This window comes from Actinorugispora endophytica (genome assembly GCF_004363075.1).
GTDB classification, from domain to species: domain Bacteria; phylum Actinomycetota; class Actinomycetes; order Streptosporangiales; family Streptosporangiaceae; genus Actinorugispora; species Actinorugispora endophytica.
On record NZ_SNYN01000026.1, the window covers coordinates 25,926 to 48,800 of the forward strand.

General features: G+C 73.6%; 20 protein-coding genes and 1 pseudogene. 10 read left to right on the plus strand and 11 right to left on the minus strand.

Going from position 1 to position 22,875, the window contains the following annotated elements; translation table 11 throughout:
- Positions 1 to 58 precede the first annotated feature (58 nt).
- Complete coding sequence (locus EV190_RS20490; protein WP_133743229.1) at positions 59 to 748, plus strand: metal-dependent transcriptional regulator; 690 nt, start codon at positions 59 to 61, stop codon at positions 746 to 748.
- 166 nt (positions 749 to 914) lie between these two features.
- On the opposite strand, the gene EV190_RS20495 is transcribed toward EV190_RS20490, so the two are convergent.
- Positions 915 to 1,736, minus strand: coding sequence for a cytochrome c oxidase assembly protein (locus EV190_RS20495; RefSeq protein WP_133743230.1), 822 nt, complete (start codon positions 1,734 to 1,736; stop codon positions 915 to 917).
- Positions 1,737 to 1,741: 5 nt separating this feature from the next.
- On the minus strand, positions 1,742 to 2,209 hold the full coding sequence (locus tag EV190_RS20500; protein ID WP_133743231.1) for a DUF2243 domain-containing protein: 468 nt from the start codon (positions 2,207 to 2,209) through the stop codon (positions 1,742 to 1,744).
- A gap of 295 nt (positions 2,210 to 2,504) precedes the next feature.
- Here EV190_RS20500 and EV190_RS20505 point away from each other — a divergent pair, with 295 nt between their 5' ends.
- From EV190_RS20505 to EV190_RS20515, 3 genes are read left to right on the plus strand one after another with little or no spacing between them, the layout of a single operon-like run.
- A complete protein-coding gene (locus EV190_RS20505; RefSeq protein ID WP_133743232.1) occupies positions 2,505 to 3,410 on the plus strand; it encodes a metal ABC transporter substrate-binding protein in 906 nt (301 codons plus the stop codon).
- Complete coding sequence (locus EV190_RS20510) at positions 3,407 to 4,150, plus strand: metal ABC transporter ATP-binding protein (protein WP_133743233.1); 744 nt, start codon at positions 3,407 to 3,409, stop codon at positions 4,148 to 4,150. The genes EV190_RS20505 and EV190_RS20510 overlap by 4 nt, the downstream gene beginning before the upstream one ends.
- Positions 4,151 to 4,194: 44 nt before the next feature.
- Positions 4,195 to 5,010 carry a metal ABC transporter permease gene (locus EV190_RS20515; RefSeq protein ID WP_133743259.1) on the plus strand — a complete coding sequence of 272 codons (816 nt, stop codon included), beginning with the start codon at positions 4,195 to 4,197 and terminating at the stop codon, positions 5,008 to 5,010.
- A 140-nt stretch (positions 5,011 to 5,150) separates the two neighbouring features.
- Here EV190_RS20515 and EV190_RS20520 read toward each other — a convergent pair whose 3' ends face one another.
- The 4 genes from EV190_RS20520 to EV190_RS20535 form a co-directional block, all read right to left on the minus strand.
- Positions 5,151 to 5,543, minus strand: a complete 393-nt coding sequence (locus EV190_RS20520) for a DUF488 domain-containing protein (protein WP_133743234.1) — start codon at positions 5,541 to 5,543, stop codon at positions 5,151 to 5,153.
- Between the two features lie 70 nt (positions 5,544 to 5,613).
- Entirely contained in the window at positions 5,614 to 5,823 is a 210-nt protein-coding gene (locus tag EV190_RS20525) for a DUF4287 domain-containing protein (protein ID WP_133743235.1), read from the minus strand.
- 29 nt (positions 5,824 to 5,852) lie between these two features.
- Positions 5,853 to 6,698 carry an alpha/beta fold hydrolase gene (locus EV190_RS20530; protein ID WP_133743236.1) on the minus strand — a complete coding sequence of 282 codons (846 nt, stop codon included), beginning with the start codon at positions 6,696 to 6,698 and terminating at the stop codon, positions 5,853 to 5,855.
- 43 nt (positions 6,699 to 6,741) lie between these two features.
- Positions 6,742 to 7,284: a dihydrofolate reductase family protein gene (locus tag EV190_RS20535; protein ID WP_133743237.1), complete on the minus strand. Its 543-nt coding sequence runs from the start codon at positions 7,282 to 7,284 to the stop codon at positions 6,742 to 6,744.
- A 111-nt stretch (positions 7,285 to 7,395) separates the two neighbouring features.
- On the opposite strand from EV190_RS20535, the gene EV190_RS20540 reads away from it, so the two are divergent.
- Complete coding sequence (locus EV190_RS20540; protein ID WP_133743238.1) at positions 7,396 to 8,043, plus strand: winged helix-turn-helix transcriptional regulator; 648 nt, start codon at positions 7,396 to 7,398, stop codon at positions 8,041 to 8,043.
- Between the two features lie 355 nt (positions 8,044 to 8,398).
- Positions 8,399 to 9,190: a CPBP family intramembrane glutamic endopeptidase gene (locus tag EV190_RS20545; RefSeq protein ID WP_166655518.1), complete on the plus strand. Its 792-nt coding sequence runs from the start codon at positions 8,399 to 8,401 to the stop codon at positions 9,188 to 9,190.
- 508 nt (positions 9,191 to 9,698) lie between these two features.
- Here the strand turns inward: EV190_RS20545 and EV190_RS20550 are convergent.
- On the minus strand, positions 9,699 to 10,166 hold the full coding sequence (locus EV190_RS20550) for an NUDIX hydrolase (protein ID WP_133743240.1): 468 nt from the start codon (positions 10,164 to 10,166) through the stop codon (positions 9,699 to 9,701).
- A gap of 707 nt (positions 10,167 to 10,873) precedes the next feature.
- Between EV190_RS20550 and EV190_RS20555 the strand changes: the two genes are divergently transcribed.
- Genes EV190_RS20555 through EV190_RS20565 form a run of 3 tightly spaced genes read left to right on the plus strand, consistent with a single transcriptional unit; the run spans position 10,874 to position 15,779 of the window.
- A complete protein-coding gene (locus EV190_RS20555; protein WP_133743241.1) occupies positions 10,874 to 12,265 on the plus strand; it encodes an MFS transporter in 1,392 nt (463 codons plus the stop codon).
- The gene (locus EV190_RS20560; RefSeq protein WP_133743242.1) at positions 12,262 to 14,334 is read left to right on the plus strand and encodes a molybdopterin oxidoreductase family protein; all 2,073 of its coding nucleotides are present in this window, start codon (positions 12,262 to 12,264) and stop codon (positions 14,332 to 14,334) included. Before EV190_RS20555 ends, EV190_RS20560 begins: the two co-directional genes overlap by 4 nt.
- An 11-nt stretch (positions 14,335 to 14,345) precedes the next feature.
- Complete coding sequence (locus EV190_RS20565) at positions 14,346 to 15,779, plus strand: FAD-dependent oxidoreductase (RefSeq protein ID WP_133743243.1); 1,434 nt, start codon at positions 14,346 to 14,348, stop codon at positions 15,777 to 15,779.
- A 285-nt stretch (positions 15,780 to 16,064) separates the two neighbouring features.
- Here the strand turns inward: EV190_RS20565 and EV190_RS20570 are convergent, their stop codons facing one another.
- From EV190_RS20570 to EV190_RS20580, 3 genes and pseudogenes are all read right to left on the minus strand, one after another.
- Positions 16,065 to 16,574 (minus strand): GNAT family N-acetyltransferase, encoded by a 510-nt coding sequence (locus EV190_RS20570; protein ID WP_208113269.1) that lies wholly within the window; start codon positions 16,572 to 16,574, stop codon positions 16,065 to 16,067.
- A gap of 864 nt (positions 16,575 to 17,438) precedes the next feature.
- Positions 17,439 to 17,609, minus strand: a pseudogene (locus EV190_RS24200) (helix-turn-helix domain-containing protein); the annotation flags it as partial.
- Between the two features lie 15 nt (positions 17,610 to 17,624).
- Complete coding sequence (locus EV190_RS20580) at positions 17,625 to 18,143, minus strand: flavoprotein (RefSeq protein WP_133743244.1); 519 nt, start codon at positions 18,141 to 18,143, stop codon at positions 17,625 to 17,627.
- A 330-nt stretch (positions 18,144 to 18,473) separates the two neighbouring features.
- On the opposite strand from EV190_RS20580, the gene EV190_RS23565 reads away from it, so the two are divergent.
- Complete coding sequence (locus tag EV190_RS23565) at positions 18,474 to 18,614, plus strand: hypothetical protein (protein WP_166655519.1); 141 nt, start codon at positions 18,474 to 18,476, stop codon at positions 18,612 to 18,614.
- Positions 18,615 to 19,259: 645 nt separating this feature from the next.
- Here EV190_RS23565 and EV190_RS24205 read toward each other — a convergent pair.
- Positions 19,260 to 22,805 carry a DUF4132 domain-containing protein gene (locus tag EV190_RS24205; protein WP_243742701.1) on the minus strand — a complete coding sequence of 1,182 codons (3,546 nt, stop codon included), beginning with the start codon at positions 22,803 to 22,805 and terminating at the stop codon, positions 19,260 to 19,262.
- Positions 22,806 to 22,875 lie beyond the last annotated feature (70 nt).

Sequence of the window (22,875 nt, forward strand, 5' to 3'; positions counted from 1 at the left end):
CCGGGTCGCGCCGGACGGGACCGGGCCCCCGCCGGCGGGCCGCGATAGCGTAACGCCCATGGGGATCGCTTCCAGCCGGCCGTCGACGTCGGTCGAGGACTACGTCAAGGTCATCTACGACCTGCAGGAACGCGGGTCGGGGCCGGTGACCATCTCGCGGGTGGCCGAAAGGCTCGCGGTGTCCAGCTCCTCGGTGTCGGGCATGCTGCGCAAACTCGGCGAGCTCGGGCTGGTGGACCACCAGCGCTACGGGGACGTGCGCCTGACCCCCACCGGCGACAAGGTCGCCCTCGCCGTGCTGCGCAGGCACCGGCTGATCGAGCTGTACCTGGTCGAGGCGCTCGGGTACTCCTGGGACGAGGTCCACGACGAGGCCGAGATCCTCGAGCACGTCGTGTCCGACCAGTTCGTGGACCGGATCGCCGACCACCTGGGCCACCCCACCGTCGATCCGCACGGCGACCCCATCCCCACCCGCGACGGCCGGGTCGTCACGCGCGAGACCCGGCTGCTGTCCGAGCTCGACCCCGGGACCGGCGGCGTGATCATGCGGGTCAACGACACCGACCCCGACCTGCTGCGCTACCTGGCGGGACAGCGGATCGGCATCGGCATGCGGGTCGAACTGGTGGAGCGCCAGCCCTTCGGCGGCCCGCTCGTGGTGCGCCTGGGCGCCGGGGCCGAGCAGCGCGAGCAGTCCATCGGCGTGGGCGTGGCCGACGCGCTGTGGATCGCCGCCGACGCCTGAACGGGCGGACCGCCGAAGACCCCGCCCCGCCCTCCGGTCAGCGGTCGGCCGGAAAGGGGCGGCGGCCGGCGTGAGACCGCCGGGAAGGACGGCGCCGGTCGTCCGGCGGCTCTCGTCGGAGGGCAGGAGGACCGCCGCGCGTGCGTTGCCGTCGGCGCGGCCCCCGTTACGGTCGTCGCGGTGGTCCGGGCCTCCCGTGGCGCCGGGCGCGGGCCTGCGCGCGGCCGGCCGCGGCGTACCACTGGACGGCGAGCACGGCGGCGAGGGCGACCTCGACCAGGTCGCCGCCGTAGTACATCAGCTTCGCCCCGGTGCGCAGGTCGGCGGCCGGAAACCCGGTGCCGGGCGGGGGCACGGCGTAGAGGGTCTTGGCGAGGACGGCGTGGGCCGCCCCGGCGCCCAGCAGGGCGGTGGAGCGCCAGGCGAGGCCCCACCGGCGGCGCAGGGGATCGAGCCGGCAGACCGCGAGGCTGAACAGCAGCCCCGCGGCCAGGACGTGCGCATGGACCGCGGCGTGGACCAGGGGATGGTGGTGGGTCGCGGCCAACAGCGGGGTCCGGTAGAGCACCCACAGCCCGCCGATGTCCAGCACCGCCGCCAGCGGCGGGAAGACCAGCCAGGCGGCGGCGCGGGAGTGGAGGACCGCGAGCAGGCGGCGGCGCGTCCGCCCCGGGCCCAGGGTCCGCAGGAGGAGGGTGAGCGGGCGGGCCAGCACGAGCAGCAGTGGGGCGACCATACCGACGGCGAGGTGCTGGAGCATGTGGGCGGTGAACGCGCCGCCCGGCGGCACGGCCAGGGCTGCCGCGGCCAACGCGGTGCCGCCGGCGCCGAAGAAGGCGTCCCGCGCCCGGGGCCAGGCGTCGCCGCGCCGCCGCAGCCGGGCGGCGGCCGCGAGGTAGGCCGCGACCGCCGACAGCACGGCGGCGGCCGCGAGCAGCACCGCCGGTCCGGGGGCGGAGCCCGCGGGGTGGCCGTGCGCCAGGGGCACCGGACTCACTCCCCGGGGGAGCGGCGCGCGCGCACGGCGGCCACCAGGCCCGCGGCCAGCAGGAGGAGGCCGGCGGCGTTCCAGGCCAGGTCGTAGGGCAGGAGGTCGACGCCGTAGCGGACCTGGTGCAGGCGCAGCAGCTTGTGGTTGACGACGCCGTCGAAGAGCTGGAAGCCCCCCAGCCCCAGGAGCACCCCGGCCCGGGCGTGCGCGGCGGCCACGGCGCGGCGGCGGCACAGGTCCGCGTAGAGGGCGATTCCGGCGACCACGGCGAGGAGTTCCGCGGTGTGCAGCAGGCCGTCGGACAGCAGGCCCGCAGCGGGGGTGGAACGGTCGTAGAAGTGGTGCCAGGCCAGGATCTGGTGGAAGACGATCTCGTCCACCGCGGCCATGACCCCGACACCGATCAGCGCGGCGGCCGCCATCGAGCGCAGGCGCCGCGGACGCGCGGCGGGTCGTTCTGGTCCGGTCATGTCTCCGCCCTCTCCTCGGATCCACGGCCGCCTACCCCGTGGAGCCGCCGCGACTCGGCGGGCGCCGTCGTCCTGGCGCGACGCGAACGGGCGGGAAGGGGGCTGGGGCGACGCGGTGTGGACGGCGGCGCGCGGGCGCGCTCGTTCTCCGAGCCCGCCCTGTCGCATGAGCGGGTGCGGCGTTGCGCCCCCTCGTCGCCTCCCCCGGCTGGAAGTCCTCCGGACGGGATTAGAGGGAATAGCCCCGTGGTAAGAGTTAGGCGTGCCGAACATTAAAGATTGGCCCGGCTTTCCCATGCTCGGGGCCTCTCTCGTCCTCGCCGCCGCTCTCACCGGCTGCTCCGCCTCCAACGCCGACCAGGCCGACGACGGCCGCCCCCAGGTGCTCACCACCTTCACCGTGCTCGCCGACATGACCCGCAACGTCGCGGGCGACCACGTCCGGGTGGAGTCCGTCACCAAGGTCGGCGCCGAGATCCACGAGTACGAGCCCACCCCCGACGACCTGGTCCGCGGCCAGGACGCCGACCTCGTCCTCGCCAACGGGATGAACCTGGAGCTGTGGTTCGAGCAGTTCACCGACCAGGTCGACGCCCCCACCCGCGTTCTGACCGAGGGGGTGGAGACCATCCCCGTCGCCTCCGGCGGATACGAGGGCGAGCCCAACCCGCACGCGTGGATGTCCCCCGACAACGCGCTGGTCTACGTCGACAACATCCGTGCGGCGCTCACCGAGATCGACCCCGGGCACGCCGAGGACTACGCGGCCAACGCCGAGGCGTACAAGGCCGAGATCACCGAGATCGGCGACTTCCTCGACGCCGAGATCGCCGGGCTCCCCGAGGCGCACCGCGCCCTGGTCACCTGCGAGGGCGCGTTCTCCTACCTGGCGCGCGACACCGGCCTGGCCGAGAGCTACCTGTGGCCGATGAACTCCGACGGCGAGGGCACCCCCCAGCAGGTCGCCGCGGTGGTCCGCTTCGTGCGCGACAACGAGGTCCCGGCCGTGTTCTGCGAGAGCACCGTGAACGACGGCGCCCAGCGCCAGGTGGCCCGCGAGACCGGCGCCGCCATGGGGGAGCCCCTGTACGTGGACTCGCTCTCGCCCGCCGACGGGCCCGTGCCCACCTACCTGGACCTGCTGCGCCACGACGCCGAGGCCATCGTCGCGGGCCTGGGCGGGGAAGGGGGCCGGTCGTGACGGGCAGCGCCCCCGCCCTCTCGGTGCGCGGTGTCACCGTGCGCTACGACGACGTCCTGGCCCTGGACGACGTCACCGTCGAGATCGGGCACGGCACCGTGTGCGGCCTGCTCGGCACCAACGGATCGGGCAAGTCCACCCTGTTCAAGACCGTCACCGGCATGCTCGCCCCCGAGCGGGGGAGCGTGCTGGTCCACGGGATGCCCCCCGCCCGGGCGCGCAGGCGCGGCCTGCTGGGCTACGTCCCCCAGTCCGAACAGGTGGACTGGGCGTTCCCGGTCCGGGTGGTCGACGTGGTGATGATGGGCCGCTACGGGCACATGGGCCCCACCCGCCGCCCCCGCGAGGCCGACCGCGCGGCGGTGGCCGAGGCCCTGGAGCGCACCGACCTCGCCGGTCTGGCGCACCGCCAGATCGGCGCGCTCTCGGGCGGCCAGCGCAAGCGCGCGTTCGTGGCGCGCGGCATCGCCCAGGGGGCGAGCCTGTTCCTGCTCGACGAGCCGTTCGCGGGCGTGGACAAGCGCTCGGAGGCCACCATCGTCGAGGTGCTGCGCGCCATGCGCGACGCGGGCGCCACCCTGCTGGTGTCGACGCACGACCTGGCCGGGGTGGCCGGGTTCTGCGACGAGGCCGTGCTGCTGCAGCGGCACGTCGTCGCCCGGGGGACGCCCGAGGACGTGCTCACCCCCGAGCGGCTGCTGCGGGCGTTCGGGCTGGACGAGCGGGAGGGCGCGCGGTGACCGCGGTCGTCGAGTGGTTCACGGTCCCGTTCGGGTTCGAGTTCATGCAGCGGGCGCTGCTGGTCAGCGTGCTGGCCGGAGTGGTGTGCGCGGTCCTGTCCTGCTGGATGACGCTCATCGGCTGGTCGCTGATGGGCGACGCGATCTCGCACGCGGTGCTGCCCGGGGTGGTGCTGTCGTACATGCTGGGGCTGCCCTTCGCCCTGGGCGCGCTGGCGTTCGGCGCGGGGTCGGTGGCGATGATCGGCGTGGTCAACCGCACCTCCCGGGTCAAGGAGGACGCCGCGATCGGCATCGTGTTCACCGCGCTGTTCGCCGTGGGCATCGTGTTGCTGTCGAAGTTCCCCAGCAACACCGACCTCAAGCACATCCTGTTCGGCAACCCCCTGGGGGTGCGCGACCTGGACATCGTGCAGATCCTGGTGATGGCCGCGCTGACGCTGGCCGTCGTGGCGGTCAAGCACCGCGACCTGACCCTGTTCGCCTTCGACCCCACGCACGCCCACGCCATCGGGCTGAGCCCGCGCCGCCTGGAGGCACTGCTGCTGGGGCTGCTGTCGGTGACGGTGGTCATCGCGCTGCAGGCGGTCGGCATCATCATGGTGGTCGCCATGGTGATCATCCCGGGCGCCACCGCCTACCTGCTCACCGACCGCTTCGAGCGGATGCTGCTGATCTCCGTCGCGGTGTCGGTGGCGGCCGCGGTCCTGGGCACCTACGCCAGCTTCCACCTGGACGTGGCCCCCGGCGGCGCGATCGTGATCGCCCAGGCCCTGGCCTTCACCGCCGCCTACCTGTGCGCCCCCCGCCACGGCGTCCTGGCCCGGCGGGCCGCCGGAAGGAGGGCGGCGCGGGCCTGACGCCGTGCCGCCCGGCTCTCCCGGTGATCGTGACCTTTCCGGGGCCTCAGAGGTGGCTGAGGCCCCGGAAAGGTCACGATCACCGGGAGAGCACCGCGAACCAGGCCCATGGGAGCGGCCCCGTCCGGCGGGCCGACGACTCAGGTTCCCAGTCGTTCCAGCAGGTACTCGCGCAGGACGACGGCGTTGTTGTGCTCGGTGTCCGAGGCCGCGTAGAGCAGGGTCACCGGTCCCCGGCGGGCGGCGTCCAGCAGCGGGGTCAGGGGGTCGGCCCCGTCGAGCCGGTCGAGCTCGGCCCGGTACCGGTCGCGGAACCCGCTCCACCGCTCGGGGTCGTGGCCGAAGCACCGGCGCAGGTCGGCGCTGGGCGCGGCCTCCTTCGGCCAGCCGTCGAGCCGCAGGTCCGCCTTGCGGACCCCGCGCGGCCAGATCCCGTCGACGAGGAACACCCGCCGCCCGCGCGTCCCCGTCCCGTCGCGCACCCCGTCGTCGTACACCCGCCGGATCTCGACGTCGCCCTGTTCTGTTCCCATGCCCCGCGACTACCCGGCGGGCGGACCGCCCACCCTCGCGGCCGCGCGGGTGGGCGGATGGCAGGGCTGCCTACTCCCTGGTGGCCAGGGTGTGGGCGACCAGAGCGTTGGCGTGGCCGTGTCCGAGGCCGTGCTCGGTCTTGAGCCAGCTGACGAGTTCCATGTGCCTGGTCAGGGGAGAGGACGCGATGAGGTCGATCCAGTCCTGGACGGGGCGTCCGTACCTGGATTCGATCGCGGGGAAGTAGCTGGTGGGGTCGCCCTTGGGCGGTGCGGCCATGGCCGGGAACTCCGTTTCGTCGAAGGCGGTCAGGCGAGGACCGCGTGGATGGTCTCGGCGCAGGCGGGAGCGTCGGTCGCCAGGCCCTGGTGGTCGCCGGGGAAGGTGAGCGGCTCGACGCCGAGCCGCTCGGCCAGCGCCCGCGCCGACAGTGCGGGAACGCCGTCGCCCGAGGACTCGCCGATGCCGACGGTGATCGGGACGGGGCCGGAGCGCAGCGCGGCGGTGTCGGGGGTGAAGCGCAGCACGGGCAGCAGGACGTGGGCCAGGAAGTGGTCGAGGTTGCCCTGGACGCGGCCCATCGTCTCCAGCGCCTCGGGCGGCATCCGGGAGGGGTCGGGCATCGCGGGAGGCGCGCTGCCGGGGCCGTTCACTGCGGCGACGAACTTGCCCATCGCCGCGCCCGCGCCCTGCTCTCGGTAGGTGTCGTGCACGTCCTGGAACACCGCCCGCCAGTGTTCGCGGTCGGTCAGCAGTTCGGGGAGGGGCGGCTCGTGCACGACCAGGGCGCGCACCTGCCCGGGGTGGCGCGCGGCCAGGTCCAGGGCGGTGAGCGCGCCGCCGCTGTTGCCCACCACATAGGCCGGCCCCTCGCCGAGGGCGTCCAGCAGGCGATGGGCGTCGTCGCCGAAGACCGCGACGTCGGAGTCGGCGGGCGGTTCGGTGAGGACGCTGCGCGACAGGCCGCGCTGGTCGTAGGTGACGACGGTGAAGCGGTCGGCCAGACATGCCGCCAGCCCGGCCAGGGCCCCGGCGTCGGCGGGCGCGCCGGGGATCATCAGCAGCAGCGGTCCGCTTCCCCGGACCTCGTAGTGCAGGCGCGCGCCGGGGACCTGGAGCGTCCTGGTCCCGACGGGGGGCGGGGCGTCGTTCATCGGTGTCTTCCGTTCTTGTCTGCGGGTAGGTCAGGGAGGTAGGTCAGGAAGGCTGGTAGGTCAGGTCGAGCACACCGGTGGTGAAGGCGGCCGACCGGGTGAGGTCCAACCGCGCGGGAGCGGTGCCGTCGGGGAACAGGCGCTCTCCGGCGCCGACCACCAGGGGGTGGACCAGCAGGCGCAGCTCGTCCAGGAGTCCGGCCCCGAGCAGGGTGCGGACCAGGCTGATGCTGCCCGCCACCGCGATGGCGCCGCCGGGTCCCGCCTTGAGTTCCTTGACCGCGGCGACGACGTCGCCCTCGATGAGGTCCGCGTTGGTCCAGTCGGTTCCGGGGAGGGTGGTGGAGGCGACCAGTTTGCGGATGCCGTTGATCGCCTCGGCCAGCTCGCCGGTCTGGTGCGGCCAGACGGCCGCGAACGCCTCGTAGGTGACCCGCCCCAGCAACAGGGTGTCGGCCTCGGCGTACATCTGGCCGACCGCCGCGCCCATCTCCTCGTCCAGGTAGGGGAAGTGCCATGTCTCGGGCGCCTCCACCACACCGTCCAGTGAGACGAACAGGCCGGCCGCGATCTTCCGCGTCGTCATGCGATCACTCCTCAACACGTGACTGGGGGTCCAACCGGCGGCCGGACGAGAAGTAAGCTTGCATTTTGCAAGCATAGTTTGTCAACTGCATCTCGATGTAGGATGTGGAGCATGGCAGCTCGTGAGTACGGACAGTTCTGCGGCCTGGCCCGCGCGTTGGAGATGGTCGGCGAGCGCTGGACGCTGCTGATCGTCCGCAACCTGCTGTCGGGACCCCAGCGCTACACCGATCTGCGCAAGGGGCTGCCGGCCATCCCGACCAACATCCTGTCCACCCGCCTCAAACAGCTCGAGGAGGCGGGTCTGGCCACCCGTCGCGCACTGCCCCACCCCGAGCGCTCGGTCGTCTACGAGCTCACCGACTACGGGCACGACCTCGAACCGGCGCTGATCGCGCTCGGCCGCTGGGGCGCCCGCACGATGACCGGGCCCCGCCCCGGCGAGGTCGTCACCGCCGAGTCGGTGGCCATGGCCTTCCGCACCACCTACCGGCCGGAAGCCGCTCAGGACGCCACCGTCGGCTACGAGGTCCGCATGGGCGGGTTCACCCTCCGCCTGCAGATCACCGCCGGAGCCCTGACGGTCGGCATCGGCCCGCACCCGTCTCCCGACCTCGTCATCGAGCGGCTCGCCGACCAGGGCATCCACGCCCTGATGACCGGCGCCACGACCCCCGACCAGGCACTGGCCGACGGCAGCGTTCGGGTGGAGGGCGACGCCGGCCTCCTCCCCGGGTTCGTCGGGACGTTCCGCTTCTGACCTCCCACCGGCGTCTCCACGAGCCCGCCCGGCCGAACGGCGCGCCAACGCCTGTCCCGGGCGCCGGTGGATCGTGGGGCGGGCGGCCCCGAACTCCGCGAAGCTCCGGGCCGCCGTGCGCGGTCGCCGCTCGCGGTCGCGTCACCGACCGCGAACGAGGGCGGGCCGCCCGGACCCCACCGCTCGAAGGCGAGCACGCCCGACTCCCTTACCCGACATGCGAAGACCCCGGAGCGCGACCCTGAGGCCAGGGTTCCCCCCTACGGAGCCGGGGCGTCCACGCCGATGGAACTCCGGGGTGAGGACCGGTCCCTCCCCGATGGCAGCCACTCCGCTCCCTCTCGAGAATCAGGGCATGATCTCGCGAAGCCGTATACGGGCCGGCCTCACCGGCGCGACAGCCACGAAGACGGTCTGGCCCGTCCTCCTCACGATCATCCTCATGGTCGCCGTGCTCCTGGCCGGCCAACCGCTCGGGGCCGTCCTGGCGGTGCTGGCGGTGTACCTCTGGCGCCGCTTCGCCCACCGACCCTGGGCCGGGGTGGGACTGCCGATGACGTGGTCGGCCGTCCCCCTGCTCCTGCTCGGCGCGGGTGTGACCGTCGCCGCGCTCCTCGCGGCCAACGCCGCCTCGGTCGCACTGGGCGCGGCCGTGTGGGTGCCGTGGGAACCGGAGGGCCTGGTCTACCTGCCCCTGGTGATCGCCTTCATCATCATCGCGCAGGCATTCCCCGAAGAGCTGATATGGCGGGGCAACCTCTACGACATGCTGGCGGACCGCCTGTCACCACGCGTCGTACTGGTGCTCACGTCGGTGGGCTTCGGCGCGTTCCACGTCTTCTCCCGGAGCGAGGCGCAGGGCGCCGTCGAAGTGGCCCTCTACGCGGCCGGGGCCGTGGCCCTGGGCTTCGTCTGCGCCGCGAGCAGGGAGAGGACGGGCACCATCTGGATGGCCGTCGGGGTCCACAGCGGAATCTACTTCGGCAACGGCTTCTTCCCGACCGAGGGGATCGTCTACAGCGTCCAGCTCGCCGCGCAGGCCCTCGCCATGGTCCTGGCCGGGCTGCTGGTTCTCGGCCGCTCCGGGATCGGGGGTCGGGCGGCGCGGTCGGGGGCGGTCGCGCGGCAAGCCGGAAAGGATCACTGAGCCGGCCCTTCCCCGGCCGAACAGGTGTGCCCGTGAGGGTTTCCTCCACGACTCATGTCCGCGCCGCGATGGCGCGTGTCTCCTCCGCGGTGCGGGGCCACAGCGGTCCGGGGAGGTCGTGGCCGACGCCGGGGAGCAGGACCGGGCGCGGGCGGCTTCCCCGTCGAACGGGCACCCGGGGAGGCCGCCCCGGGGCGCGGCAGGGACGGTCCGCCCACCAGGCGCAGGCCCGCGGCCCCCGGCGCGGGGACGTCCCGGCTCGTCCGTTCCCACCCTCTGTCGCTCACATCAGACGGAGGAGTCCTTCATCGGATGAAACAGCGGCTGCCTGTCGAGCACGCCGGGAAGGGACAACGGCGGTTCGCTGACGGCATCCGAGGGCGGACCGGCCGCGCGGGTAAGAGCAGTCACCGGCGGCCGACCGTCCGGCAGGCTCTCAGAGGGCAGCCCAGGCTCGTTGCCGCGGCGCATCCGCCACACGGTCGGCGGGACAGACGTCGGTGGCGCCTCAGTGCTGGATCAGGCCGCCGACCGGGACGGGAGCGACGTGGCCGGTTGCCGGAACGGTCTGCGCCAGGGCGAGACCGATGTCGACCAGCGACGATCGGCGGAGGCAAGCGACGTCGGGGATCGGGGTCCAGACCGACTCGGCGGTTTCGCCGTTCGGCTCAGGCCGGAGTCGGCCGCCGGTGATACGAACCCGGTAGAAGATGCCGACGTTCTGGTGCTCGCCCCCCGCACGCGCGGCGGCGGCGGGGATCGTCCTCGAGTCCACGCCCAGCAGGCGTTCGACCACCGCGCCGCAGCCGGTCTCCTCAGCGACCTCCCGGATCACCGCATCGAACGGATCTTCCGCGTGCTCGACCCTGCCGCCCGGAAGAGTCCAGCTGGTCCCGCCCTCCGGTGGTACGTGACGGACGAGCAGCACCCGCCCGTCCTCAACGCACACGGCGTACGCCGCAAGCCGCAAACTCATCCCCGCACCTCCCGCCGGATGCTATCCCGACTCCGGGATCCGCGTATCGCTACGAGCACGGAGCCGGGGTCGGGAAACATGGGAAACATCGGAACAGGATCCCCTTTAAGGGGAGAGCGCACAGGTCAGAAGTCGGGCCAATCCGAGGTTCTTCGAATGGCCTGCCGATCCGGCGCGGTTCGTCCTCGTATTGCCTGGTTCGGGCCGCCGGTCACTGCGGTCACCGCGCCCGGGACCTTGAGCGGGGTGTGGGGCAGGAACGCATGGCCTACCAGCAGGGCGAAAGCGCCTCGTCATCGAACCGTCGTCAAGACCGGTGGTCCACCGCCGGAATCCGGACCGGTCCTCCCCGGAGGCCGGACGCCCCCGCAGAGGGGGACGCCCAAGTCGCTCGCGGGCCGGTCGGCACTCGGTGACGCGCTCCCTGCCGACACCCCGTGGAGCCGGAGCAGGTCCGCAGGCGGACGGGCGGCCGTCGCCCCCGACGGACGGACCCGGGAGGCGTCTCCCACCCGCAGGGCGGGACCTTCGGCGGGGCGCCCCGGGGCCAAGGGCCCTGGCCGCGGCGTCGCGGACTTCTCACCGCGCCGCTCCCGGCCGAGTGAGGGGACTGTTTCCCGTGCGTTACGGCATGACACGTCCAGGCAATAGGCGCTTCCTAGTCTCCTGGAGCAGCAGCTCGCAAGCATCCCCCCACGAGGAAGGGCATGAGCGTGGCCTCCGAGACCGTGAAACCCCCGGGAGACCCGAAGGGGCGCTGGATCGCCGACTGGGACCCCGAGGACCGGGGCTTCTGGCGCGAGCGCGGCAGCAGGATCGCCCACCGCAACCTGTGGTCCTCCATCTTCGCCGAGCACGTGGGCTTCTCCGTCTGGAGCCTGTGGTCGGTGCTGGTGCTGTTCATGACCCCCGAGACCGGGTTCTCCTTCTCCGCCGAGCAGAAGTTCCTGCTGATCTCCGTCGTCTCCTTCGTCGGAGCCGTCCTGCGGGTGCCCTACACGCTGGCCGTCCCCAGGTTCGGGGGCCGCAACTGGACGCTGATCTCGGTCGGGGTCCTGCTGGTGCCCACCGCCCTGGCGGTCGTGCTGGTCCAGCGCCCCGACACCCCCTTCTGGGTGTTTTTGGTCCTGGCGGCCACCGCCGGCCTGGGCGGCGGGAACTTCTCCTCCTCCATGGCCAACATCAACTTCTACTTCCCCGAGAGGAAGAAGGGCTGGGCCCTGGGCCTCAACGCGGGCGGCGGCAACATCGGGGTGGCCACCGTGCAACTCGTGGGCCTGGCCGTCATCGCGGCGTTCACCGTCGACGCGGGCCACCTCGTCCCGCTGTTCTACGTGCCGTTCCTGCTGCTGGCGCTGTGGGTGGCCTGGCGGCACATGGACAACCTGTCCGGCGCGCGCGCCGACGTCGGCGCGCAGATCGCCGCGACCAGGGACCGCGACTTCTGGATCATGGCGCTGCTGTACGTCGGCACGTTCGGCTCGTTCATCGGGTTCGGGTTCGCGTTCGGCCTGCTGCTGCAGAACCAGTTCGACCGCACCCCGCTGGAGGCCGCGGCGGTGACCTTCATCGGCCCCGCGCTCGGGTCCCTCATCCGCCCCGTCGGCGGCTGGCTCGCCGACCGCTTCGGCGGCGCCCGCGTCACGCTGTGGAACTTCGTCGCCATGGCCGCGGGCACCGGCCTGGTCGTCCACGCGGTCGCCCAGGGCTCGCTCACGCTGTTCGTCCTCAGCTTCGGCGCGCTGTTCGTCCTGACCGGGCTGGGCAACGGCTCCACCTACAAGATGATCCCCACCATCTACGCCGCCAAGGCCGAGGACCTGATCAGCCGGGGGACCCCGCGCGATCAGGCCGTCGCCGACACCAAGCGGATCGCCAGCTCCATGCTGGGCCTCATCGGCGCCGTCGGGGCCTTCGGCGGGGTCGCCATCAACCTGGTCTTCCGCGAGGCGTTCCGCTCCACCGGTTCGGCCACCCCCGCGTTCGCCGCCTTCCTCTGCTTCTACGTGGTGTGCGTCGCCGTCACCTACTTCGTCTACCTGCGCACGCCCACCGCGACCCGTCCCGTCGACAAGGCCGCGGAGCCCGCCACCCCATGACCACCACTCACTGCCCGTACTGCGCCCTGCAGTGCGCGATGCGCCTGGAACCCGGACCGGGCGGCGCCCTCGCCGCCCGCCCGGCGGACTTCCCCACCAACCGGGGCGGCCTGTGCCGCAAGGGCTGGACGTCGGCCGAGGTGCTCACCGTCCCCGACCGGCTCACCACCCCGCTACTGCGCGAGAACCGCGGCGCCGACCTCGAGCCCGTCGACTGGGACACCGCCCTGGACCACGTGGCCGACCGGCTGCGCGGCCTGCGCGAGTCCTTCGGGGCCGACTCGGTGTCGGTGTTCGGCAGCGGCGGCCTGACCAACGAGAAGAGCTACCTGCTCGGCAAGTTCGCGCGCGTCGCGCTGGGCACCTCACGGATCGACTACAACGGCCGTTTCTGCATGTCCTCGGCCGCCGCCGCCGGGAACCGGGCCTTCGGCCTGGACCGGGGCATGCCCTTCCCGGTCACCGACCTCGACGAGGCCGAGGTGATCGTGCTGGCCGGGGCCAACCCGGCCGAGACGATGCCCCCGCTCATGGGGCACCTGTCCGCCGCCCGGCTCATCGTCGTGGACCCGCGCCGCAGCGCCACCGCCGCCGAGGCCCTGCGGCGCGGCGGCATGCACCTGGCACCCCGCCCCGGCACCGACCTCGCCCTGGCGCTGGGCCTGCTGCACGCCGCCCGACTCGAAGGGCTGCTGGACGCCGACTACATCACCGAGCGCACCAACGGGTTCGCCCAGGCGTGGCGGCACGCCGCCGCTTGGTGGCCCGAACGCGCCGAGCACGTCACCGGCGTGCCCGCCACCGACATCCGCGCCGCCGCCCGAGCGCTCGCCACCGCGACCGGCGCCTACGTCCTGACCGGGCGGGGCGTCGAGCAGCACGCCAAGGGCACCGACACCACCTCGGCCTGGATCAACCTGGCGCTGGCGCTGGGCCTTCCCGGCCGCCCCGGATCGGGCTACGGCTGCATCACCGGCCAGGGCAACGGCCAGGGCGGACGCGAGCACGGCCAGAAGGCCGACCAGCTCCCCGGCTACCGCAGGATCGACGACCCGGCCGCGCGCGAGCACGTCGCCGCCGTGTGGGGGGTGGACCCCGCGACGATCCCCGGCCCCGGGCCCAGCGCCTTCGAGCTCCTGGACTCCCTGGGCCGCGGGGACGGCCCGCGCGCCATGCTGCTGTTCGGCTCCAACCCGGTGGTGTCCGCGCCCGACGCGCGGCGGGTCCGCGAGCGCATGGCGGCCCTGGACCTACTGGTCGTCGCCGACTTCGTGCTGTCCGAGTCCGCGGCGATGGCCGACGTGGTGCTGCCCGTGGCCCAGTGGGCCGAGGAGAGCGGCACGATGACCAACCTGGAGGGCCGGGTGCTGCGCCGCCGCAAGGCCGCCGAACCCCCCGCGGGCGTGCGCACCGACCTGGAGGTGCTCAACGGCCTCGCCGTCCGGCTCGGCCAGCCCCCGGCGCGCTTTCCCACCGAACCCGACGACGCCCTGGCCGAACTGCGCGCCGCCTCCGCCGGGGGCGCCGCCGACTACTCCGGCGTCACCCCCGAGCGGCTGGCCTCGGGCGAGGCGCTGTACTGGCCCGCCCCCGCCGGCGGCCCCGCCACCCCGCGCATGTTCCTGGACGCCTTCGCCCACCCCGACGGCCGGGCCCGCTTCGCGGCCGTGGAGCACCGGGCGGCGGCCGAGGACACCGATCCCGAGTTCCCGCTGGTGGCGACGACCGGGCGGCTCATGGGCCACTACCAGTCCGGCGCGCAGACGCGCCGCGTCACCGAACTCGCCGACGCCGAACCCGACGCCTACGTGGAGGTCCACCCCGACACCGCCGCCTGCTGCGGCCTCGCCGAAGGCGACTGGGCCCAGGTCACGTCCCGGCGGGGCGCGACCGCGGCGCGGGTTCGGTTGCGTTCCGACGCCCGCCTGGACACCGTTTTCCTGCCGTTCCACTACGCGGGCGAGCAGGCGGCCAACAACCTGACCAATCCGGCCCTGGACCCGACGAGCCGGATGCCCGAGTTCAAGGTGAGCGCGGTGCGGCTGCGACCGCACGCGACGCGTCGATGAGGGGAAACAGCATGACTCAGCAGCCGCGGCACGTCGTCGTCATCGGCCACGGCATGGTGGGCGCCCGCTTCGTCGAGGAGGTCGCCCGGCGCGACCCTTCGGGGGAGCGGGTCCGGGTCACGGTGGTGGGCGCCGAGACCGAGGGGCCCTACAACCGGATTCTCCTTCCCGAGGTGATCAGCAGGCGCCTGGACATCGCCGACCTGGCGCTGCCCGAGGTCACCGCGCCCGGCCTCACCGTGCGCGCCGGGACCGCCGCCACCGGCCTCGACCCCGCCGCCCGGCGGGTCGCCCTGGACGACGGCACCTTCCTGGACTACGACGAGCTGGTCCTGGCCACCGGGGCGCGCTCGGCGCTGCCGCCCCTGCCCGGCGCCACCGACGCCTCGGGCGCCCCCGAGCAGGGCGTGACCGCGCTGCGCGACCTGGACGACTGCCGCCGCCTGACCGCGCTGGCCCGCCCCGGGGCGCCCGTCGTGGTCCTTGGCGGCGGCGTCCTGGGCCTGGAGTCCGCGCGCGCCCTGAGCGAACTCGGAGCCCGCGTCTGCCTGGTCGAGTCCTCCCCGTGGCTGATGCGCCGCCAACTCGACCAGGACGCCGCCCGCATCCTGCAGGCCCGGTACGCCCGGCTCGGCATCACCGTGCACTCCTGGCGGGTGGCCGCGCGCTGGCTGCCCGGTACCGGACTGGAGCTCGACGACGGCCGCGTCCTGGCCGGGGACGCCCTCGTCATCACCGCCGGGGTGCGCGCCCGCGTCGAACTCGCCAAGGCCGCGGGCCTGCACGTCGAGCACGCCGTCGTCGTGGACGACACGCTCACCACCTCTGCCCCGCGCGTCCACGCCATCGGCGACTGCGCCCAGCACCCCGGCGGGGGCGGCGGCCTCGTCCAGCCCGGCTGGGAGCAGGCCGCCGTCCTGGCGGACCTGCTCACCGGGGCCGCGCCGCACGCCCGCTACACCGGCGCGCGCCCCGCCACCCGGCTCAAGGCCGAGGGCATCGACCTGGTGTCCTTCGGCGACGCGGCCGCCGAGGACGCCGAGACCGTCACCGTCAACGACGCCCACGGCGGCCGCTACGCCAAGCTGTCGGTGCGCGACGACCGCGTCGTGGGCGCCATCCTGCTGGGCTTCCCTGACTCGGCCGCCGCCATCGGCCAGCTCTACGACCACGAGTCCCCGGTCCCCGCCGACCGGCTCGCCCTGCTGCTGGGCAACGCGATGCCGGAGACGGCCGAGGCCGTGGACCCGGACGCGGCCACGGTGTGCCGCTGCAACGCCGTGACCCGCGCCCAGCTGGAGAGCGCGTGGCTGGACGGCGCCCGCACCCGCGAGGCCGTCGCCGGGGCGACCCGCGCCACGACGGGCTGCGGCGGCTGCGTCCGCGACGTCAACGCCCTCCTCGCCACCTGGAACAACGGCCAGCCCGCCCCCGCTCCCGCCTGAACCGCCGAACGGGGCGATGTGCGCCGCGTCGACGAACAGGTGGTCGTCGCGCGGTCCCACGCGGCCATCGTCCTTCGGACGTCGCCGCGGTGGAGCTCCCGGCCGCCCCCGGCGGGTGCGGGTCGAGGCCACGCCCGCCATGTCCTTTACGCGAGGGTCTCGTTGATGATCCCGACGTCAGCGTTCTACGAAACGAACATTGTGGAACGCTGGCGTCAGGATCATCGGTCAGTGCCTATCCACTGCCCCCCGGGGGCGCGATCCCCCGGGGGGCCACGGCGGGGGTCAGACCCCGAACGCGGCGGGGTAGTGGATGGTGCCGGTCGGGACGGGACGGGCGCCGTCGAGGGCCATGGCCATCATGGCCTCGTCGGGCACCTCGAAGGGCGCCCGGATGCCGAAGCGGGAGGCCGGGGTGAAGCCGAACCGCGGGTAGTAGTCGGCGTGGCCCAGGACGAGGACGAGGTTCTCCCCCATGGCCAGAGCGGCGTCCAGGGCCGCGCGAATCGCGGCCGAGCCGGCCCCGGTGCGCTGGGCGGAGGGCGCTACCGCGCACGGGGCCAAGGCGAGGGCGGGGGCGCCGTCGACGTGGCAGCGGCTGAGCAGCGCGTACCCGACCGGGGCGCCGTCGGGGGTCGTGGTGACCATCGACAGGCCGTCGATCCATGCCTTCGGGTCGGCGCGCAGGGCGTCGACGATGTCGGCCTCCACGGCGGTGGGGAAGGCCGCGAGGAGGATGCCGCGGACGGCCGGGATGTCGTCGGCGGTCTCGGGGCGGGTGGTCCAGGTGGTCATGGTTCCGTTCTCGGTGGTGTCGGTGACGGGGTTGTGGTGGCGGAGGAGGCAAGCGGCGTAGTCGTAGTCGCTGCCGTACTCGCGCCACATGTCGACAGCGGTCTTGGAGTCCCCCATCTGGACGGCTGTGGAGAGTGTGTGGATGAGGACGTTCGCGGGGCCGAAGGCGGTGCCGTGTAGATTGGCGTTTCTCCCGAGCCGTTCGGCCGCGCGTTGGGCTTGGTGGAGGTGACGGGTGACGGAAGGCCGGTTGAACTCTGCGGCTGACGCCACGGCCGCGGCGAGGTGGAGACCGCCGTATACGCTCAACTCTTCAGGGGTGCCGGCCCTCATCCGCCGTTCCAGCGCGTATGCGGCGTTCATCGCGATGCCGACGGCCTCGGTCGGTCGCTTCCGGGAGACGAACACATAGGCCATCCGGTAGGCGCCGACTGCGGCGAGCAGCGGTTCGTCCGCCCACTCCGCTGCCGACATCGCGCGATCCGCCGCAGTCCACGCGAGCTCGCGTTCTCCGACTCTGCGCAGTAGCGCCGCTGTGGTGCTGTAGACCTGAGCGCGTACCGAGCACACCGCTGGTCGGTCGGAGCCGCGACCTCGTGCCGCGGCCTCCACATCGCGGATCAGCAGGGGAAGCCGACGCCCGGCGTCGTTGTAACGGGTTGCCTGGTAGGCCGCGTGCACCCGGCCGGCCTGGCGACGCAGCCGGTTGACGTCGATGGGGTGCCGGTCGTCCAATTCCCCGATAATGGCTTCAAGTGAGGCGTAGCGCGTCATGGCGTTCTCGATCTCGCGCGCGGCGCTGTAGCGAACGGTGGCCCCATCGGAGGAATCAGCCCCGGTCAGGTCGCTGATCTCGACACGGAGGACTTCGGCGAGCCGGGTAAGAACGCTGTGGGAGTCCACATCGCGCTTGCCCCGCTCGACCTGGCTCAGCCATGAATCGGAGCGGTTGACAAGCCCCGCGAGTACCGTCTGGGACAGACCTCGGCGGCGGCGCGCTCGCCGGATGGCCTGTCCCCTGGTGACAGCATCCATGGCAGTCCTCCGGTACTAAGCGCTGGCGATAGCACGCATGGCCTCTTGCACCTCGCTCCAGGAGGGCATCCGCTTCTCGTAGGGGGCGCCGGGGTTGTGGAGTACGGTGACGCCCATCGACTTGAGGGTCGCCAGGCTCTGTCCGAACGCCGGGTGGCTGGCGGGCTGCGGTTTGCAGTGCGGGACGACGACGACGGGCACCCCGTAGCCGACCATCTCGCACAGCAGGCCGATGGCGAAGTTGTCGGCGTGGCCGTGCGCGAACTTGTTGACCGAGTTGAAGGTCAGCGGGCACGCGAGCACGGCGTCCGCCGGGGGCAGGCTGTTTCCGATGCCTGGTCTGCGGTAGTCGACGCGGACCGGCTCACCGGTCAGCTCCTGGAGTCCGTCGGGGTCGTGGAAGCGGACGCCCATCGGGGTGGACAGGACGGTGATCCGCCACTTGTCGTCCTGGAGCATCTGGACCAGCCCGGGGAGTCCCTCCGGAGCGGGCGAACCCGAGACGACGAGGTACAAGACACGCTGATCGGCCATGTCCGGCAGTTTAGGGAAGCTCCGGCGCGGGGGTGGTTCGCGCACGGGTGCTTCGGGCGGGTCGTTCGGCCCCACGCCGCGCGGATCGCGGGGCCACGGCGGGCGGCGACGGCGGGTGCCGGTCGGGGCCGCGTCCACGATGTCCGTTTCGTATGGTTTCCGTTGGTGATCTTGCTGTTTCCCCCTGGAATCAAGGTTTTTTGGGGGAAAACAGCAAGATCACCGGACGTTCGAGGGCCGGTTCCGCTCTCGCTCGGAATGATCACGGGCTTTCCGCCCTTCCCGGCCCCGAAACGGGCAGAAAGCCCAAGACCGTCAACAAAACCACCGGTGCCCGAATTCACCCCCGCGCCGGAGCTTCCCCGGAGGACCAGGGCACACGACGAGCGCCTACTGCGCCTGGGTGGGGACGAGGTCGTCCTGGGCTTCGACGACGGCGACAGCGGCGACCCTGGAAACAGCGCCGGCTAGTGCTCGCAGTGCCACAAGAACCGCGTCGGCTCCAACGTCGGGTAGCCAGTGAAACGATTCGAATGGGCTGACTTCCCCGATGCCTCTCGCACGGCATTTCATGCTTGCTTCGGTGAGGACCGCTAATCGGTGGCCGCGGCCACCGTCGAGACGTGGGCGGGCGGATGCCACGGGCCTCTCTGTTCGCGCGGGTCGGGAACCGCGGCCCGATGGTCCAGTGGCCCGGGTTTCTCCGGGAGTTCTGTGGTGGGCGCTCGTCACCGCCGCTTGTCTGCGAGCAGAAGGCGAGAAGGCAGCGATGATTACCCTCTGTAGCCAATTGCTGTGACGGAGGTCATGGTGGAAGTGTTCGCGGGGCGTCCGGTTTCCGGGGTCGGCGGGGGCTGGCGAGGCGGCCTTGTGACTGCCTTGTGACTGCCTTGTGACTGCCGACGGCAGCGAACCGGACGAAAACGACAAAACCTGGGGCTTCTCAATCTTTCACGATGCGAGAAACCCCAGGTCGGAGCGCGGAGGATCGGGGATTTGAACCCCGGAGGGGCGTAAACCCCAACCGCATTAGCAGTGCGGCAGTACCGCGTAGCGCTCTGAGCCGGTTGTTGATAGCGGCCGCCGATGGCTGGGCCCCGGACGGTGCTGGAGTTCTCAGGCGCCCGCCCCCGGCGGGGCCAGGCGCAGGCGCTCGGTGAGGGCGAGGGCGCGCTCGCGGCACTCCACCGCCGTCCACACCGTCGCGGTGACGCCCATCCGCAGCCGCTCGTCGGTCACCCCGGGCAGCAGCGGACGCAGGAGGGCGGTGAGGTCGGCGAAGCGGTCGCGGCGCTCGGGCAGGGGGTTCCGGGGCGGGCGGGCGTCGGTCGTCTCCACGATCCGCGCGGCGAGTCCGCCGCCGACCGCGGCGAGCATCCGGCGCGCCGCGTCTCCGTCCACCCGGCGCAGCGCGTGCGATCCCGCCTCGTCGCGCGGGCGCATGCGTCCCCACCAGCCCGGCGGCACCACGAATTCGGTGCCCGCCGCGTACCGGTGGCTTCCCGGCGCGGACGAGATGGAACCGCTCTGCCCCGGCATCCAGCTCGCGCCCACGACGTAGCGGCCCACGGCCCGGCCGTCGGCGTCGCGCAGCTCGACGGTCCGCCGGGGAAGCCGGTGCGCCGTCGCGTCGCGGTCGGCCCCGGGGAACCGGACCGCCTCCCGCTCGACCCCCTGGACGGAGAGCGCCTGGGCGTGGCGTCCGCCCTCGGCGAAGAAGCCCGCGTCGTGCGGGCAGTGCTCGCCTCCGTGGGTGGTCTCGACGACGACGCCGTCGACGACCGCGTAGCAGGCCGCGCCATCGCCGTGGAAGGGGTCGCGGAGTTCGCGTTCGGGGCCCAGGCGGTCGGGGTGGACCACCGCGACCCGCCCCCGGGAGACACCCCGGGTGTGGCGGACGGAACCGGAGACGATGAGGTCGCTCCCGCTCTCCAGCAGGTTGTACGGGGTCAGACCGCCGAAGTCGGCGAACGCCGGCAGCGTCAGCTCGTCCAGGAGCCCGGCCCGCAGCCCCGCGGCCAGGGCCTCCGCCGGGTCCGCGTCGACGACGGCGCGCACCGCGTCGCCGCAGCCCTCGGGAATCCCCGACAGGGTGAACCGCTCGGTGTCGCGCAGCGCCGCGTACAGGTCGGGGAGTCCGCCGCCGGAGGCCGAGAGGGCGTGGCCGTCCAGGATCTCGGCGACGATCCCGGCCGTCCCCTGCGCCGTGACCAGTGTCTTCGCGTCCTTGGCCGATTCGGGGAAGCCGACGGGGTCGCCCACGTACCTCGTGCCGTCGTGACGGTTGCCGTGGGGGCGCCCCAGGCCCAGCAGCCCCGAGCGCTCGCCCAGGACGTCGCGGCGCAGCACCGGTCCCCACTGGGGGTCGGCCGCGGCCGCGGGGAGGGGCACGCCCCGGGTGACCCACTGCCCGACCCGGAGGTCGGCCTCGGGGCCCGGCGGGTCGGAGGGGACTCCGCAGGCCAGCGCCAGTTCGAACAGGGCGTAGTCGGGAGCCTCTTTCCAGGACCTGGTGCGTGTCAGCGCGCCGCGCAGGTCGCAGGACAGCCCTTCGGCGCGCAGCCGCGCGCCCGCGTCGCGCAGCAGCCCGGGCAGGCCCTCCACGGGCAGCGCCGCCCCCCGGTACAACTCCAGCGCGCGGTTCGCCCAGTCGCGCACCTCCTCGCCGGTGAGCCCGGGCGTGGCGGTGAACGGCGCGCTGATCCCGACAGCGGACAGGTTGGCCAGCAGCAGCGAGACGGCGCCGGCCTTCGCCTTGCCGGTGTCGCGCGCGGGTTCGGGCAGCAGCCGCACGAGCGCGGACCGGAACCCGGGGTCCTCGCCCGCCACGCGGCGCAGCAGGGGGATCAGGACGGTCCACGCCTGGTGCGGGGCCGCCGTGAGGGACCCGTTGGCCAGCAGCGCCCGCACCGCCCGCTCGTCGGCGGCGCGCTCGGCCGGGTCCCGCGGCGAGCCGGGCTCGTACCCGGCGGCCTCGGCCAGCGAGGCCAGGTCCCGCGCCAGCACGGGGGCGGCGCGCAGCCCGGCCTCGCACCACTCGGTGGCCAGGCGGCGCTGCCAGCGGTACGCCTCGGTCGCGGGCAGGCGCGCGGCCAGCGCGCCGGCGTGCTCCGCCAGGCTCTTGGGCAGCGCGTCGCGCACGGCGATGTCGCGGTAGGCGGCGACCACCCCGGCCTCGTCGACGGGGAACTCCGCCGCCCGCTCGGCCTCCGCGCGGCGCGCCTGGTCGAAGAAGCCCACCGAGTAGGCGGTGTTGCCCACTTCCGCCATGATCCGGGAGCACTCGTCGTAGAGCAGCGGCAGCAGCGCGGCGTCGGGGCCGGTGAGCTCCGACGCGACCCGGTTGAGGGCGTCGCGGGCGCGCCCCGGCTTGGTCTCGGCGACCTTGGCGTTGGCGCGCAGGGCCGCCAGCAGCGCCGTGATCCGGTCGCTCAGGCCGGGGTGGCGGTTGAGGGCGAGCGCGAGGAAGCCGAGCGGCCGGGCGCGCACCGCGCCCAGGGCGGTCTCCGCGCCCTCGGGGGAGGGGGCCAGGCCCAGCAGCGCGAGCGCCGCCCGCTGACCGGGCACGGCGGCGCGCGTCGTGGCCTCCACGACCGGGCCGTCCAGCGCGGGGCACTCGTAGCGGCACGCCACGAGCGCGTCCTCGCCCTCGGCGGCGGGCGGGCCGGCCACCACGGCTCCGGCGTCCACCAGCTCCCCGCGCGAGCGGGGCGGGCGGGGAGCGGGCGCGGCGGCGGGGACGCCGTCGGGGCGCGGGTGCCCGGCGCGGAAGCGCTCGTAGGCGTCGGCCGGGGCGGGGTCGTCGTCCCCGGACTCCGTGCGGTTGCCGTACAGGGTCGCCGCGATCCGCACCCCCTCCGACCACGCGACGTCACCGACCTCGCCGCTGGGGCGCGACCACATCAGGTCGTGGCAGACGGCCATCGACTGGGGGCCCTGCCAGCGCAGCTCCACCCGCACCGCGACCGGCCCGCCGTCGTAGCAGGAGAAGTGGGCGGTCTCCCCCCGGATGCGGCCGCCCAGCGCGATGACCTGCTTCTCCAGCTGCGCCCCCCCCGCGTAGTCGGCGGAGGGGAACGCCCTGACGGTCCTGGCGAGGGGATCCAGGCCCTCGGGGCGCCGCCACACCTGGCGCAGGAGCTGGGGGACCGCCTGGGCGGCGTCGAGGGACGCCAGGAGTTCGCGCCACTCGCCGAGGTCGTCGCCGAGCAGCACCGGGTGGACGACGGCGAGGGCGTCGGCGTCCAGCCAGGCGGTCTCGCCGTCGAGGTCGACCACGCCGACGCCGCGCGCCTCGTCGACCGCGCGCAGCAGGCCGCAGCGGGCCGGGTCGGGCGCCTCCCCGCCGCCGACGGGCGCGACGACGAAGTCGGTGAGCGCGCGCCGCCACGCCGCGTCGGGCCACACCGCGCGCAGCAGCGCGGTCGGGACGGGCAGCGAGCGCAGCATCCACGCCTCGGCCTCGGCCCGGACGGCCTGCTCGTGTTCGCCCAGCCAGGCGCGCAGGTCGGCGAGCCGCGCCACGTCCGGGTCCTTCTTGAGCCTGGCGGGCACCCGCGCGAGTTCGCGCCCCTTGGCGTTGCGCGCGACCAGCCCGAAAGCCCCGTCCCCGCTGTCGCGCAGCGCGACCTCGTAGCCGTCCCCGACCACGATCCAGCCCATCGATATCCCCGTTCCCGTTCGGTCCGTCCGGATGGACAAGATCCTGGACCACGGCGGGGACAGTCGGACC